General features: G+C 64.8%; 17 protein-coding genes. 13 read left to right on the top strand and 4 right to left on the bottom strand.

Going from position 1 to position 15,299, the window contains the following annotated elements:
• Positions 1-23 precede the first annotated feature (23 nt).
• Positions 24-407 carry a hypothetical protein gene (locus B7G53_RS12600; protein ID WP_096668130.1) on the top strand — a complete coding sequence of 128 codons (384 nt, stop codon included), beginning with the start codon at positions 24-26 and terminating at the stop codon, positions 405-407.
• Between the two features lie 52 nt (positions 408-459).
• Here B7G53_RS12600 and B7G53_RS12595 read toward each other — a convergent pair whose 3' ends face one another.
• Entirely contained in the window at positions 460-933 is a 474-nt protein-coding gene (locus tag B7G53_RS12595) for a Cd(II)/Pb(II)-responsive transcriptional regulator (protein WP_096668128.1), read from the bottom strand.
• A 70-nt stretch (positions 934-1,003) separates the two neighbouring features.
• Between B7G53_RS12595 and B7G53_RS12590 the strand changes: the two genes are divergently transcribed.
• Positions 1,004-1,648, top strand: a complete 645-nt coding sequence (locus B7G53_RS12590) for a cation transporter (protein WP_096668126.1) — start codon at positions 1,004-1,006, stop codon at positions 1,646-1,648.
• A 6-nt stretch (positions 1,649-1,654) separates the two neighbouring features.
• On the opposite strand, the gene B7G53_RS23210 is transcribed toward B7G53_RS12590, so the two are convergent.
• Entirely contained in the window at positions 1,655-1,783 is a 129-nt protein-coding gene (locus B7G53_RS23210; RefSeq protein ID WP_255249997.1) for a hypothetical protein, read from the bottom strand.
• Positions 1,784-1,805: 22 nt separating this feature from the next.
• Here B7G53_RS23210 and B7G53_RS12585 point away from each other — a divergent pair, with 22 nt between their 5' ends.
• The 11 genes from B7G53_RS12585 (at position 1,806) to B7G53_RS12535 (ending at position 13,583) form a co-directional block, all read left to right on the top strand.
• Positions 1,806-2,255 (top strand): hypothetical protein, encoded by a 450-nt coding sequence (locus tag B7G53_RS12585; protein WP_096668124.1) that lies wholly within the window; start codon positions 1,806-1,808, stop codon positions 2,253-2,255.
• Between the two features lie 112 nt (positions 2,256-2,367).
• On the top strand, positions 2,368-2,688 hold the full coding sequence (locus tag B7G53_RS12580) for a hypothetical protein (protein ID WP_141396329.1): 321 nt from the start codon (positions 2,368-2,370) through the stop codon (positions 2,686-2,688).
• A gap of 8 nt (positions 2,689-2,696) precedes the next feature.
• A complete protein-coding gene (locus tag B7G53_RS12575) occupies positions 2,697-4,115 on the top strand; it encodes a TolC family protein (protein ID WP_096668120.1) in 1,419 nt (472 codons plus the stop codon).
• 1 nt (position 4,116) lies between these two features.
• Entirely contained in the window at positions 4,117-5,535 is a 1,419-nt protein-coding gene (locus B7G53_RS12570; RefSeq protein WP_096668118.1) for a multicopper oxidase family protein, read from the top strand.
• Between the two features lie 18 nt (positions 5,536-5,553).
• Positions 5,554-6,054 (top strand): cupredoxin domain-containing protein, encoded by a 501-nt coding sequence (locus B7G53_RS12565; RefSeq protein WP_096668116.1) that lies wholly within the window; start codon positions 5,554-5,556, stop codon positions 6,052-6,054.
• 59 nt (positions 6,055-6,113) lie between these two features.
• A complete protein-coding gene (locus tag B7G53_RS12560) occupies positions 6,114-6,581 on the top strand; it encodes a DUF411 domain-containing protein (protein ID WP_096668114.1) in 468 nt (155 codons plus the stop codon).
• Positions 6,582-6,601: 20 nt separating this feature from the next.
• Positions 6,602-6,886 (top strand): copper-binding protein, encoded by a 285-nt coding sequence (locus tag B7G53_RS12555; protein ID WP_096668112.1) that lies wholly within the window; start codon positions 6,602-6,604, stop codon positions 6,884-6,886.
• Between the two features lie 108 nt (positions 6,887-6,994).
• Positions 6,995-7,408, top strand: a complete 414-nt coding sequence (locus B7G53_RS12550) for a hypothetical protein (protein ID WP_096668110.1) — start codon at positions 6,995-6,997, stop codon at positions 7,406-7,408.
• Between the two features lie 69 nt (positions 7,409-7,477).
• A complete protein-coding gene (locus B7G53_RS12545; protein WP_096668108.1) occupies positions 7,478-8,815 on the top strand; it encodes a TolC family protein in 1,338 nt (445 codons plus the stop codon).
• Positions 8,812-10,425 carry an efflux RND transporter periplasmic adaptor subunit gene (locus tag B7G53_RS12540; protein ID WP_096668106.1) on the top strand — a complete coding sequence of 538 codons (1,614 nt, stop codon included), beginning with the start codon at positions 8,812-8,814 and terminating at the stop codon, positions 10,423-10,425. Before B7G53_RS12545 ends, B7G53_RS12540 begins: the two co-directional genes overlap by 4 nt.
• On the top strand, positions 10,422-13,583 hold the full coding sequence (locus tag B7G53_RS12535; RefSeq protein ID WP_096668104.1) for an efflux RND transporter permease subunit: 3,162 nt from the start codon (positions 10,422-10,424) through the stop codon (positions 13,581-13,583). The genes B7G53_RS12540 and B7G53_RS12535 overlap by 4 nt, the downstream gene beginning before the upstream one ends.
• Before the next feature lie 146 nt (positions 13,584-13,729).
• On the opposite strand, the gene B7G53_RS12530 is transcribed toward B7G53_RS12535, so the two are convergent.
• Positions 13,730-14,776, bottom strand: a complete 1,047-nt coding sequence (locus B7G53_RS12530; protein ID WP_441338983.1) for a YVTN family beta-propeller repeat protein — start codon at positions 14,774-14,776, stop codon at positions 13,730-13,732.
• On the bottom strand, positions 14,776-15,273 hold the full coding sequence (locus tag B7G53_RS12525; protein ID WP_096668100.1) for an SRPBCC family protein: 498 nt from the start codon (positions 15,271-15,273) through the stop codon (positions 14,776-14,778). The genes B7G53_RS12530 and B7G53_RS12525 overlap by 1 nt, the downstream gene beginning before the upstream one ends.
• Positions 15,274-15,299 lie beyond the last annotated feature (26 nt).

Below are 15,299 nucleotides of genomic sequence, written 5' to 3'. Positions count from 1 at the left end.
AACCTCAACCTGAAAGCCATTTCATGAAACGCACATCCCTTAGCCTCGCCCTTACCGCCTGCCTCGCGCTGTCCAGTTGGACTGCGATGGCTGCGGGCGGCCACGCCCATACGCCCAAATTTGGCGGCATGGTGGTCGAAACCAAAGCGGCTGAACTGGAGATCGTCGCCAAGCCCGATGCCATCCAGATTTACCTCAGCGACCACGGCAAAGCCGTGAAGCCCGACGGCGCCAAGGCCAGAGTTACCCTGCTGAATGGCACCGAAAAATCCGAGGTGGAACTGGTCCCCGCCGGTGACAAGCTTGAAGCCAAAGGCAACTTCAAAGTAGGTAAAGGGACCAAAGGCATTGCGGTGTTGATGCTGGCTGGCAAGCCACCTGCCACGGCAAGATTTGAAGTGAAGTAGGCACCGAGCGTTCGCAGGCCGCTATCGCGGGGCCTACCCGCACCCATCGCCGCTAAACGTGGCGTTTTTTCGGTGCCGGGGCCGCCGGGCCCGCGGCCTGCGCATCGGCCAGCTCGTGCAGCGCCTCGATGATGTGGCAATGGGCGTCAGTTCCGTCGCAGCGGCTGCGCAAGGCCTTGAGGTCCTTCTCCAGCGCCTTCAGCTCCGCCAAGCGCGCGCGCACATGGCCCAGGTGCCCGTCCAGCGCGTCGCGGGCCGCCGCGCAATCGGTCTTGTTGTTCAGGTCCAGCCCCAGCAGCGCGCGCACCTCGGCCAGCGACATGTCCATGGCCCGGCACAGGCGGATAAACCGCAGCTGGTGCACGTCGCCTTCGCTATACAAACGATAGCTGTTGTCGCCCCGTCCGTGCGGGCTGAGCAGGCTTTCCTTCTCATAAAAGCGGATGTTCGCGGGGCTGACGCCGCTTTGCCGCGCGGCTTCACCGATCTGGTAACCCGCGGTGGCAGAGGGACTTGACACAGGCATCGCTTGACCTTGAAGTGACTTGAGGGTTTCCAATCATGCCATCAACCCGATGTTTCTGGAGAATCCCTCAATGTCTGCCCACTGCTGCGATCACAACCACGACACCACCGCCGCCGAGGCCAACAGCCCGCGCTACCGGAAAATCCTCTGGATCGCACTGGTCATCAACTTCGCCATGTTTGCGCTGGAAATTGCGGCGGGCTTCCGCTCCGGCTCGGTCTCGCTGCTGGCCGATGCGATCGACTTCTTCGGCGATGCCGCCAACTACGGCGTGAGCCTGGCGGTGTTGTCCCTGGGCCTGGTCTGGCGTGCCCGTGCGGCGCTGTTGAAGGCCTCCAGCATGCTGGCCTTCGGCGTGTTTGTGCTGGCACGGGCGGGGTGGGTGGCCAGCCAGGGTGGTACGCCCGAGGCCCTGACCATGGGCGCGATCGGCCTGCTCGCCCTGATCGCCAACGTGTCGGTCGCCGCCCTGTTGTATGCGTACCGGGAAGGCGACGCCAACATGCGCAGCGTCTGGCTGTGCTCGCGCAACGACGCCATCGGCAACCTGGCCGTGATGCTGGCCGCGCTGGGCGTGTTCGGGACCAAGAGCGCCTGGCCCGACCTGGCCGTCGCCGCGGTCATGGCCAGCCTGGCGATCTGGGGCGGCTGGTCGGTGATGCAGCAGGCGCGGCGCGAGTTGCGGGCCGGCCGCTTGTTGCAGAAGCCGGCATGAACAGCGTCACGCCCCGTCCACCGGCGGCCGCGCCACGGTCAGCGCGTTGGCGCCCATGCCGGTTGATGCGCGTTTGGGCGACCTGATCCGGCTGGCCGCAGCGGCCTCCCGGAAACCCTTCTTTTGAACTTTCACAACTCCAACGTATCATCTACCTATGCGCCGACCCCTGTTCATCGCCATGATCTTCCTGCTGCTCCTGCGCGGCTGGGTGGGCGATGCCATGGCCACCGGCATGGCCGCCGGCCATCTGCAACAGGCGGCACCTGCTACAGAATTCATAGCTACTCACATCCATGAATCAGGGGCTGGCGCTCATTTTGACCATGAAATGGCCAGCGAGCCGGTCGCACCCATGCTGCATTCGGCGGCGGTTCCTCCGGACTGCGCAGGACACGCCTCTGGCCAGACTTCCGACCCCCTGGCCCCGGAAGCCGCCGGGCACTGCGAATCCTGTTCCGCCTGCCAGACCTGCCACACGGTCGCGCTGTCGCCGGTGACCGCCAGCACCGCTTCCCTCACCATTTCACCTGTCCTGCCGCATTCGCCGGCCGCCCGCTTTGCCAGTGTCATCGCGACGCTGGGCCAAAAACCACCCATTTCCTGATTTCCAGGCCCGTAGTGGGTCTGTACTTGCCATCCGGCACGGGGCAGCCTGCCCTTTTTGCCGGATTCGCGCGATTTTTACGATCGCCCCGCTTGTCCGTCAGGAGATTTTTGTGACCTTCCGTATCCTTTTTTGCATGCTGCTCCTGCCGCTGGGCAGCGCCCATGCACAGGGCGCACCGGCCTTGCAGCCCGGCGACCCCGCGGCGCCCGTGCCGGCGGTACCGTATCGCTCCGTGTTTGCCGACCTGCCCACCGGCGTGGAAGCCGGGCGCGAGAACTGGAAGAAGGCCAACGCCGAGGTTGGCCGCTTCACGCGCGGCCATGTCGACATCCTCAAGTGGGAGCAGCAAACGCCACCGGCGAACCCGGCAACCCCGGCAACCCCGGCGGAGGCTGCCAAACCTGCAGCCCCTTCGTCGCACCAACGTTGAGCCCAACCATGTTTACATTCCAACCCTCCGCCACAGCCCTGCTGGTCGTGACGCTGCTCGGCGGTTGTGCCAGCCTCTCGCCCGACGGCAACCAGGCCGACATCAACGCCCTGACCGCCGGCAAAACTGCGGGCATCAACGCCTCCGTCGGGCGCGGCGACAGCGCGGAAACCCGCGAAGCGGTGGCACGGCTGCTGGCCGGGCCCCTGAGCGCCGAGTCGGCCGTGCGTATTGCGCTGCTGAACAACCCCGGCATCCACGCGTCGATGGCCACGCTGGGCATCAGCGATGCCGAGCGCGTGCGCGCCGGCACGCTGCCGAACCCGCATTTCTCGATTGGCCGCTTTGTCGAAGGCAGCAAGGTGGAAATCGAGCGCGGCATTGGCTTCAATGTCATTGGCCTGATCACCCTGCCCTGGCGTGCCAGATACCAGAGCCAGCAGCATGAGGTGGCCAAGCTGCAGGCCGCGCAGGAAGTCGTCAAGCTCGCCGCCGACACGCGCAAGGCCTGGATCCACGCCGTCGCCGCCCAGCAGACCGCCAGCTACATGAAAGACGCCAAGGAGGCAGCCGAAGCCAGCGGCGAGCTGGCGCGGCGCCTGGCACGCGTGGGCAACTGGAGCAAGCTGAACCAGGCGCGCGAGCAGGCCTTTGTCGCCGATGCCGGCGCGCAGCTGGCGCGCAGCCAGAACACGGCCTATGCCGCGCGCGAAAAACTCATACGCCTGATGGGCCTGTGGGGCGCACAGACGCAGTTCACGCTCAGCGAGCGCCTGCCCGACCTGCCCAAAACCGTGGCGGAGATGCCGGACATCGAGGCCCGGGCCCTGCGCGACCGCCTGGACGTGCGCGCCAGCATGGCGCAGGCAGGCTACGTCGCCGACTCGATGGGCCTGACCCGTACCACCGGCTTCATCAATGCCCTCGATGCGAAGTATTCCCGCAACACCACGTTTGACAATGCAACGGGTGACAAGGAGATCAAGCGCGGTTGGGAGCTGGAACTGCCGCTGCCGATTTTCGACTGGGGCGGTGCCAGCAACGCGCGCGCGCAGGGCCAGTACATGCAGTCGGTGGCGCGTGTGCGCGAAACGGCCGTCCAGGCCCGCTCCGAGGCGCGCGAAAGTTACCACGCCTGGCGCACCGCCCATGACCTGGCGCTGCACTACCGCGACGAGGTCGTGCCGCTGCGCAAGTTCATCAACAACGAGCTGCTGCTGCGCTACAACGGCATGCTCTCGGGCGTGTTCGAGCTGCTGACCGACACCCGCACCTCCATCGCTGCGGTCAATGCCAGCATTGAAGCGCAGCGCGACTTCTGGCTGGCCGATACCGACCTGCAAACCACACTGACAGGGACCTCCGCCGGCATGGCGCCCCTGGCCGCCGGCACTGCTGCCAGCGGCAGCGACGCCAAAGGACATTGACATGAGCATCAACAACGAACGCAGACGATTTTTTGCCGGTGCCGCCGCTGCCACAGCCACCGCGGTGGCCGCCAGCGCCGTCAGCCGCGTCGCCATGGCCGCCCTGCCCGAGCCGGTGCTGCAGGACAAACCCGACACCATGCCGCCGCTGGTGCCCAGCACGGGCCGGCCCTACAACCCGGTGGTCACGCTCAACGGCTGGACCCTGCCCTGGCGCATGAACAGCGGCGTCAAGGAGTTTCACCTGGTGGCCGAGCCCGTGGTGCGCGAGATGGCGCCCGGCTTCAAGGCCAACATGTGGGGCTACAACGGGCAAAGCCCCGGCCCGACCATCGAGGTGGTGGAAGGCGACCGGGTGCGCATTTTTGTCACCAACAAGCTGCCCGAACACACCAGCGTGCATTGGCACGGCCAGCGCCTGCCCAACGGCATGGACGGTGTGTCGGGCCTGACGCAGCCGGCCATCCCGGTCGGCAAGACCTTTGTCTACGAGTTTGTCGCGCGGCGCCCCGGCACCTTCATGTACCACCCGCACGCCGACGAGATGACGCAGATGGCCATGGGCATGATGGGCTTCTGGATCACCCACCCCAAGGCAAAACACCCGCTGATCGACGAGGTGGACCGCGACTTCGTGTTCCTGCTCAACGCCTACGACATCGACCCCGGCAGCATGACCCCAAAAATCATGACGATGACGGACTTCAATCTGTGGTCGTGGAACAGCCGGGTCTTTCCGGGCATTGACACCCTCAACGTGCGCAAGGGCGACAAGGTGCGCATACGCATGGGCAACCTGACCATGACCAACCACCCCATCCACCTGCACGGCCACGAGTTTTTGGTGACCGGCACCGACGGCGGCCCCACCCCCAAATCCACGCGCTGGTACGAGGTGACCACCGACGTGGCGGTAGGCCAGATGCGGCAGATCGAGTTTCTGGCCGATGAGGAAGGCGACTGGGCCTTTCATTGCCACAAGAGCCACCACACCATGAATGCCATGGGCCACGACGTGCCGACGATGATCGGCGTGGACCACCGCGGCCTGATCAAGAAACTGCAGAAGGCCGTGCCCGACTACATGGTCATGGGTGAACGCGGCATGGCCGACATGGGCGAAATGGAGATGGAGATCCCCGAAAACACCGCCCCGATGATGACCGGCACCGGCCCGTTCGGCCCGGTCGAAATGGGCGGCATGTTCAGCATGCTCAAGGTGCGCAGGAACCAGAAGCCCGGCGACTACAAGGACCCGGGCTGGTACAAGCACCCGGCCGGCGAAGTCGCCTATGAATGGACCGGCGCGCTGCCGGCCCCGGCCCGGCCGCGTGTCGGCAGCAAGGCGATGCCGGCGGCCTCACCCGGACCGGTGACCGAAGTGCAGATCCGCAAACCCTCCGGCCATGCCGGCCATTGATTTGAAAGAGACAGTCTCATGAAACAACTTCACTTACTCCTTGCCGCACTGCTGCTCGCAGGCGCCACCACCCAAAGCATTGCCCATGGAGATGGTCCGAAAACCGGCAAGGCCGCCGTGGTTGCCAAGGAGCAAAAGGAATGGGGCATCGCCGGCGATGCCAAATCGGTCACGCGCACCGTGACCCTGACCATGGACGACAAGATGCGTTTCACACCCGACAAGCTGGACTTCAAGCAGGGCGAGACCGTGCGTTTTGTCATCCGCAATAAAGGCAAGCTGTTGCACGAACTGGTGATTGGCACTAAAAAGGAACTCGAAGAACATGCCGCCCTGATGCTGAAGTTCCCCACCATGCAGCACGACGAACCTTACATGGCCCACGTCGCCGCGGGCAAGCGCGGCGACATCATCTGGACCTTCAACCGTGCCGGCGAGTTCGACTTTGCCTGCCTGATTGCCGGCCACTACCAGGCGGGCATGGTCGGCAAGATCAGCGTCGCCGCGACAACCCTCTGACCCGCTAACGCGTTAACCCGATAGCCCCCGACGACACCCAACCACTCAAGGAGCATCTCATGCAAAGACGATTTTTTGTACACGCCATGGCCGGCCTCGCCGGGACCGCTCTGCTGGCACCCACGCTGATGGCACAGACCCGGCCGCAGGTCGAAGTCTGGAAAGACCCCAACTGCGGTTGCTGCAAGGACTGGGTGGCCCACATGGAAGCCAACGGTTTCGATGTCAAGGTGCACGACAGCGGCAACACCGCTGCCCGCAAGCGGCTGGGCGTGCCCGACAAGCTCGGCTCCTGCCACACCGCACTGGTCGGCGGCTATGCCATCGAAGGCCATGTACCGGCCCGCGAGGTGCACCGCCTGCTCAAGGAGCGTCCGGCCGCGGTCGGCCTGTCGGTGCCTGGCATGCCGGTTGGCTCGCCCGGCATGGATGGCCCCGAGTACGGCACGCGCAAGGACCCGTATGACGTCGTGCTCATCAGCCGCAGCGGCGCGACCCATGTTTATCAAAGTTATCATCGCGCCTGAGCGCATTCAAGGAAATTGACATGAAATACTTCACCACACTGATCGCCACCCTCGTGACGTCGGCCGCATTCGCGCAGGCCGCCCTGCCTGTTTCTGAAGCCGAGGTCCGCAAGGTCGACAAGGATGCCGGCAAGATCACCCTCAAACACGGCGAAATCAAGAACCTGGACATGCCGCCCATGAGCATGGTGTTCCAGGTCAAGGACAAAGCCCTGCTCGACAAGGTCAAGGCCGGCGACAAGGTCAGCTTCACGGCCGACAAGATCGACGGCAGGTACACCGTTCTGACCCTCGAGCCGAAGTAAGTTGTTTGATGCCTATCAGTCACAGCGGTGAGCGGCCTTGTCAAAAAGCAGTCCTCCACGTTTAAAATCCGCTGTGCCGTTCATCATGACTTCACCTGACCCCCTCCCATGACCTGGAACCGCCGCAAGCGCCTGTTCACCGTGCTGTTCGCGCTGGTGAATGTGCTGTTCATGCAGCTTGCGGTGGCCGCCTATGCCTGCCCGGGAGGTGGCACCCTGGAGTCCAGAGTGAACCAGGCCGCCGCCCTGGCGGCCCACGCGGCCATGCCCTGCGCCGAGTCCATGGAACTCGCAATGGACAACGAGCAGCCCGGCCTCTGCGCGGCCCACTGCAAGGCCGACCTGCAGACTGCCGACAAGTACCAGCTTCTTGTCCTTGCCTCGCTGGCCGCGGCAACCAGCGACTATTCGCTGGCCCGTCTGCTGGACCTGGCGCCGCCGGGTGTGTCCCTGCAAGCCCCCTTGCTGGCGCGCACCACTGCGCTGTCGGTGGCGGTGCGTCACTGCTGCCTCCGCCTTTAAAGCCTCCTGCTTCCTGCTTTACGCCTGAGCACGTGGTGTGCTCCGGCTTGACATGTCGTCGGAGGTTTCATGCTTGCATTTGCTGTTATTCATTGGGCACGCCCGCTTCGAGGAGCGGCGCTGTCGTCCCTGCTGGTTCTTGCTGCGCCGCTGCTGTGGGCCACTGGCGCCGCGCCTCCGCCCTTGTCCCTGCGGGAAGCGCAGCAACTTGCCGTGCGGCACTCCCGGCAAGTGCAGGCCCAGGACGCGCTGGTCCGCTCGGCGCGCGACATGGCGGTGTCGGCTGGCCAGTTGCCCGATCCGGTGCTCAAGCTGGGCGTCGACAACCTGCCTCTCAGCGGGCCCGCGCAGCTCAGCCTCACGCAGGATTTCATGACCATGCGCCGCATCGGTCTCATGCAGGAGTTGCCTCGCGCGGAAAAGCGCCAGCTCAAGGCCGAGCGCTTCGAGCGCGATGCCGAGCGTGCCCAGGCCCAACGGCGGCAAGCCCTGGCCGGCATCCAGCGTGACACGGCCCTGGCGTGGCTGGAACGTTATTACGCGCTGGCCGTGCGCACGCAGCTGCAGCAGCAACAGGAAGAAACGCGGCTGCAGGAGCAAGGCGCCCTCATCGCCTTCCGCGAGGGCAAAGGTGCGCAGGCCGATGTGTTTGCCGCACGCACGGCGCTGATCGAGATTGAAGACCGGCTCAGCCAGGTGGACAGCCAGGCCAGAAATGCCGACCTGATGCTGATGCGCTGGACCGGCACGCAGGCCAACCGTCCGCTGTCGGGGACGCCCGACTGGCAAAACACCGTCCTGGAAAGCAAGCTTTCCATCGACGAACTCCGGCAGCATCCGCCGCTGGCGGTGCTGGCTGCGCAGGTGGATGCCGCCGAGACCGAACTCAGGCTGGCCCAGGCCAACACCAAGCCCGACTGGGCGCTGGAGGCGACCTACCTGCAGCGCGGACCGGCTTACGCCAACATGGTTTCGATCGGCGTCTCGATTCCCTTGCAGTGGGACCGGAAAAATCGCCAGGATCGCGACATCGCGGCCAGGCTGGCACAGGTCGATGAAGCCCGCGCCAACCATGAAGACGCCCTGCAATCCTATGAGGCCGACGTGCGCACACTGCTCAACGACTGGCAGACCAGCAAGGAGCGGGCAAGGCGCTACAGGCAGCAGATGGTCCCCGTGGCCGGCCAGCGTTCGGCGGCCGCCCTGAGCAGCTACCGCGTCGGCAAGGGCGACCTGGCCAGCGTGCTGGCTGCACGCCAGGCTGAAATCAACACCCGTCTCCAGGCCCTGGAGCTGGAACGGGAAACCGCGCGGTTATGGGCGCGGCTCAACCACCTGAGGCCGGACCCCGCCATCGACAGCAGCGCCCCTGTCAACACGCCCGTACCCGCGAAAGGCCAGCCATGAACACCAGAAAAATCCTCATCGCATCGCTGGCTATCGCATTGACCGTGCTGGCCGGCGGCTACGGCCTGTACACGCTGGGAATGAAACGGGGCATGACTGCGACTGCGCACACGGCCAGCTCCGCCGCTGGTACCCCACCCCCGCAGCCCGCGGATCCGCAAAGCCTGGACGGCGAGCAAGCCACCCGGCGGCACATCAGCGCCGGCATCCAGGCAGGCGACATCGACCCGGCCAGCGGCCGCAAGGTCCTGTACTACCACGACCCCATGGTGCCGGGAAGCCGCTTCGACAAACCCGCCAAATCCCCCTTCATGGACATGATGCTGGTGCCCGTTTTTGCAGATACAGACAGCGATCAGGGCAAAGTCACCGTAAGCCCCCGTGTTCAGCAAAACCTGGGGGTACGCATGGCGCCGGTGACGGAAGGCACGCTCTCGCCCGAACTGTCGGCGGTCGGCAGCATCGCCTTCAACGAACGCGACCAGGTCACGGTGCAGGCCCGCGCCACCGCTTATGTGGAACGCCTGCATGTGCGCGCCACGCTGGACAAGGTCATCCGGGGCCAGCCGCTGGCGGAACTCCATGTTCCCGACTGGGTGGCCGCACAGGAAGAGTTCCTGGCGGTGCGCCGCATGCAGGGCTCCCAGCTGGCGGAGCTGGTTGATGGCGCGCGCCAGCGCATGCGCCAGGCCGGCATGAGCGAGGCGCAAATTGCCGCGGTGGAAACCAGCGGCCGGCCGCGCGCGCGCATCACGCTGTTTGCGCCCATCGCAGGTGTCGTCACGGAGCTGGCGGCGCGCGAAGGCATGGCGGTGATGCCGGGTGCGACGCTGTTCCGCATCAATGGACTCTCCACCGTCTGGGCGAATGCCGAGGTTCCGGAAAGCCGGGCGGCCTTGCTGCACCCCGGGGCCAGGGTTGAGGCCAGAAGTCCGGCCGTGCCGGGCGAGGTGTTCAAGGGCCAGGTCCAGACGATCCTGCCGCAGGTCAGTGCGGACACCCGCACGCTCAAGGCCCGGCTGGAACTGGCCAACCCCGGCAACCGCCTGGTACCCGGCATGTTTGTGCAAATGCAGTTCATGGACACACGCGCCGGCAAGGTACTGCTGGTTCCCACCGAGGCGGTGATTCAGACCGGCCGGCGCAGCGTGGTCATGCTGGCAGAAAAGGAAGGCCGCTTCCGTCCGGTGGAGGTGGAAACTGGCATGGAAAGCGGCGGGCAAACCGAAATCACGCGCGGGCTGCAGGCCGGCCAGCAGGTGGTGGTGTCGTCGCAGTTCCTGATCGATTCGGAAGCCAGCCTCAAAGGTGTGGAAGCCCGGCTCAACGACCCGGCCAAGGCCGCTGCCGCCAGCGGTGTGCCTCACCATCAGGGAGAAGGAAAAGTTGATGCGCTTGCACCGGATGCCGTGACCTTGACGCACGGCCCCATTGCTTCGCTGAAATGGGGCGCCATGACGATGGAGTTCCTACCTCCCGAGGCAGGAATGCCGCGCAACGTCAAGCCAGGCGACCGCGTGACGTTCGAGTTCTATATAGATGCCGGAGGCATGGCGCAACTCACGGGGATCCGTCCGCTGACTACACCGGAAACACGGAGCAAACCATGATTGCCGGCCTGATCCGCTGGTCCATCGTCAACCGCTTCCTGGTCCTGCTGGCCACACTGATGATCAGCGCCTGGGGCGTGTACGCGGTTCTGAAGACACCGCTGGACGCACTCCCCGACCTGTCCGATGTGCAGGTGATCATCCGCACCAGCTACCCCGGCCAGGCACCGCGCATTGTGGAAAACCAGGTCACCTACCCGCTGACGACCACCATGCTCTCGGTACCGGGCGCCAAAACGGTACGCGGCTATTCCTTCTTTGGCGATTCTTTTGTCTATGTGTTGTTTGAGGACGGCACAGACCTCTACTGGGCGCGTTCGCGCGTTCTGGAGTACCTGAACCAGGTGCAGTCGCGCCTGCCTGCCGGCGCCAAAGCCTCGCTCGGTCCCGATGCAACCGGTGTCGGCTGGATCTACCAGTACGCGCTGGTCGACCGCAGCGGCACGCAGGACGCCTCGCAGCTGCGCGCGCTGCAGGACTGGTTCCTGAAATACGAACTCAAGACAGTGCCCAACGTGGCCGAGGTCGCCTCGGTGGGTGGCATGGTGCGGCAGTACCAGATCGTGCTGGACCCTGACAAGCTGGCAGCCTACCGCCTGCCGCACACGCGGGTGCTGGAGGCCATGCAAAAGGCCAATCAGGAAAGCGGCGGTTCGGTGCTGGAACTCGGGGAAGCCGAATACATGGTGCGCGCCTCGGGCTATTTGCAGACGCTGGACGATTTCCGCAAGGTGCCGCTCGTGACCACCGAGGCCGGCATCTCGGTCAGGCTGGGTGACGTGGCGCGCATCCAGCTGGGCCCCGAGATGCGGCGCGGCATTGGCGAGCTGGACGGCGAAGGCGAAGCGACCGGCGGCGTGATCGTGATGCGTTCCGGCAAGAATGCGCTGGAAACCATTGCAGCGGTCAAGGCCAAACTGCGGCAGCTCCAGACGAGCTTGCCCCGCGGTGTTGAAATTGTTCCGGTCTACGACCGTTCCGGCCTGATCGAGCGGGCCATCGACAACCTGGGCTTCAAACTGCTGGAAGAGTTTGCCGTGGTGGCCGTGGTGTGCCTGATCTTCCTGTTCCACCTGCGTTCGGCGCTGGTGGCCATTGTCTCGCTGCCGCTGGGCATTCTCGCGGCCTTCATCGTCATGCACTACCAGGGCGTCAACGCGAACATCATGTCGCTGGGCGGCATCGCGATTGCCATCGGGGCCATGGTCGATGCGGCGGTGGTGATGATAGAAAACGCGCACCGGCACCTGGAACAATGGACGCACGACCATCCGCACGGCAGGCTTGCCGGGGATGCGCGCTGGAAGGTGATTGGCGACTCTGCGGTGGAGGTCGGGCCCGCCCTGTTTTTCTCGCTGCTCATCATCACGCTGTCCTTCATCCCGGTGTTCACGCTGGAAGCCCAGGAGGGGCGGCTGTTTTCGCCGCTGGCATTTACCAAGACCTACGCCATGGCGGCTGCAGCCGGCCTGTCCGTGACCCTGATCCCGGTGCTGATGGGCTACCTGATCCGCGGCCACATCCCGGGCGAAAAGGCCAACCCGCTGAACCGCCTGCTGATCAGGTTGTATGAGCCGCTGCTCGACCTGGTGCTGCGCTGGCCCAAACTCACGCTGGGTGCCGCCGCACTGCTGCTGGGTTTGAGTCTGTGGCCCCTGCAACACATCGGCGGCGAGTTCATGCCGCGACTGGACGAGGGCGACCTGCTCTACATGCCGTCGGCCCTGCCGGGCTTGTCCGCAGGCAAGGCGGCCGAGTTGCTGCAGCAGACCGACCGCCTGATCAAAACCGTGCCCGAGGTGCTCAGCGTGTATGGCAAGGCGGGACGCGCAGAAACCGCCACCGACCCGGCGCCCATGGAAATGTTTGAAACCACCATCCAGTTCAAGCCGCGCGGCGAGTGGCGGCCGGGCATGACGCAGGACAAGCTGGTCGAGGAACTGGACCGCATCGTCAAGGTACCGGGGCTGGCCAATATCTGGGTTCCTCCTATCCGTAACCGCATCGACATGCTGGCCACCGGCATCAAAAGTCCGGTGGGGGTGAAGGTCGCCGGCGCCGACCTGGCCACCATCGACCGGGCGACCGGCGAGATCGAGCGGATCCTGAAGGGCGTTCCCGGGGTGAGCAGCGCACTGGCCGAGCGGCTGACGGGCGGCCGCTACGTCGATGTCAACATCCGGCGCGACGATGCGGCCCGCTATGGCATGAACGTCGCCGACGTGCAATCGGTCATCTCGACAGCTGTGGGCGGCGAAAACCTGGGCGGTAGCGGCGGCGAGGTGGTGCTGGGCCTGCAGCGCTTTCCGATCAATGTGCGCTACCCGCGTGAAATCCGCGACTCACTGGAAAAGCTGCGCAGCCTGCCCATCGTCAATGAACGCGGCGCGCGGCTGGTGCTCTCCGATGTCGCCGATATTCGCATCACCGATGGGCCGCCCATGCTGCGCAGCGAAAACGCACGCCTGTCGGGATGGGTTTATGTGGACATTCGCGGCCGCGACCTGCGCTCGGCGGTCCGGGACATGCAGGCGGCCGTGGCAGCGCAGGTTTCGCTGCCGCCGGGTTACTCGATTTCCTGGTCGGGCCAGTTCGAATTCCTGGAGCGGGCAACAGCCCGCCTCCAGGTGGTCGTTCCCTTCACGCTGTTGATCATCTTTGTGCTCCTGTACCTGACCTTCAGGCGCTTTGACGACGCTTTCCTGATCATGGCCACCCTGCCTTTTGCACTGATAGGCGGCATCTGGCTGCTTTATCTGCTGAGCTACAACCTGTCCGTGGCAGGTGCGGTGGGCTTTATTGCACTGGCGGGCGTCTCGGCAGAGTTCGGCGTCATCATGCTGCTCTACCTGAAACAGGCCTGGGACAGACGGACGGCAGAAGGGAAGACCTCCGCCGGTGACCTGATCGAAGCAATCCACGAGGGCGCGGTGCTCAGGGTGCGGCCCAAGGCCATGACCGTGGCGGTGATTCTGGGCGGCCTGCTTCCGATCATGTGGGGCGCTGGCACGGGCTCCGAGGTCATGCAGCGCATCGCGGCGCCCATGGTGGGCGGCATGATCACCGCCCCGCTGCTGTCCATGTTCGTGCTGCCGGCCGCGTACCTGCTGATCCGGCGCCGGCACTGCACAGCCGAAAGCCGGCCGGCCGGCGGGTGAAGGGCCGCTTGGCGGCGCAGCCCGGCAGGGTTTTGCTGCTCCGACGCCTGCGTCAGCGCAGCAGGGTCTCCTGACACCCGTGCACCTCGCCGGAAGTACGCATTCTCATTTCGGCCGGCTGCATGAACCGGCTCCTGTGGAAGTTCTCAAGGTCGCACGCTGACGCCGTTGGGCCCTTTGCCAACGGGGACCGTTGCCACCACACTGCGCTTGCTGATGTCGAGCACCGACAGGGAGCCAGCGTAGGTGTTCGTGATGTACGCATACCGTCCTTCCCGGTCCAGCGCCACGCCGTGGGTGCCGGACCCGGTTTCAACGGTCTTGACCACCTCGAAACTCCCCAGATCGATCATGCTGATGGTCTTGCCCGGCTTATGGCGCGTGCCCTGGTTGGCAACAAGCAAGGTGCGGGAATCCGGCGTCGCGAACAACTGGATGGGGACCGTGCCCACAGCGATCCTGCGCAACACCTTGCGGGTCGCCGGATCAATGACGGCGACAGCGTTTTCTTCAGACAGTGAAACAAAAGCCAGTCGCCCGTCGGGGGTGAAACCCACCTGGGCAGGCCCTTTGCCCACCGGTATCTGTGTCACCTCTTTTTGACTGGCGGTATCCACCACGGATACCGTGCCCCCCTTGAGGTTGGCCACGTAGGCCTGCGTGCCGTCCGGGCTGAACCGAATGCCGTGGGGAAATTTTCCCACCGCGATCGTCGATACCCGGCGCTGTGTCGAGGCATCTATCACGCTCAATGTGTTGTCGCCGCCGTTGGTGACGTAGGCGAAGCGCCCATCAGGTGTCAGCACCACATGGGCGGGATGCAGCCCTACGGGGATTTTTGCAACCACTGCATCGCTGCTGGCGTCGATCACCCAAACGGCTCCGGCACGGCCCATGGCCTGATGTTCTTCCTTGCCCATGCCTTGATGGGCAGAGGCATCTGCGGTAGCGGGCTCTCCGTTGTTGGTCACCCACACCCGTTGGCCATCCGGTGACGCCTGCACGTTGTGCGGCCTGGCGCCGACACGCACATTGGCGAGCATCCTGAACGATGCAGCATCCAGCACACTGACGGTGTCGGACTCCTCGTTCGCGACATACACCTTGCCCGCCGCTGCGCCGGCACCCGCAACACCCCACAGTCCTGACAGCATTGCCGCCGTCACCAGCCAGTTCCAGGTTCCAGACATGATCACCCCTTGTTAAAAAATTTCACCGCGTCCCGCACCATGCGAGTCACACACCAATCTGCATAGACCCGACCCAGGCGTTGTCCCAGCCAGCGCCCGACCAGGCCGGAGGGCAAGCTGTAGTCAATCCAGACACGCAAGTGGGTACCGGTGGCTGCAGGGGAAAGCTCGAATCCCATTTGGTAACGGCCGATCACCAGCAGGCGTGGCTGGCCGCGTGTTTCCCAGGTTTTCCGCACAGGCGGTTCATGGTGGATAACCACTTCCTCCACCTGCAAAGACATGCCGAGAATCCTGCCTTTCATGCGTATCACTGATCCCACCGCCTGGCCGCGCAGGCTGTCGAGCTCTGTTGTCATCGTCGCACCCGCCATCATGAGAGACGGCTTCTCCATGTGCGCAGAAAGTCGCCTGTGATCGTCCAGCACGGCGAAGACGGCGCTGGAATCCGCGGCGATCTCGGCCAGTGCTTCCCGATGAAGCGGGAACGGCGCACTCATGCCCGGCTCCGCTGCAGGCCGTGGTG

Origin of the sequence: Polaromonas sp. AET17H-212 (genome assembly GCF_002379085.1) — a bacterium.
In the GTDB taxonomy this organism is placed as follows: Bacteria; Pseudomonadota; Gammaproteobacteria; order Burkholderiales; family Burkholderiaceae_C; genus Polaromonas.
The sequence above is the reverse complement of the archived record's forward strand: the minus strand, read 5'-3'. Positions and strand labels throughout refer to the sequence as shown.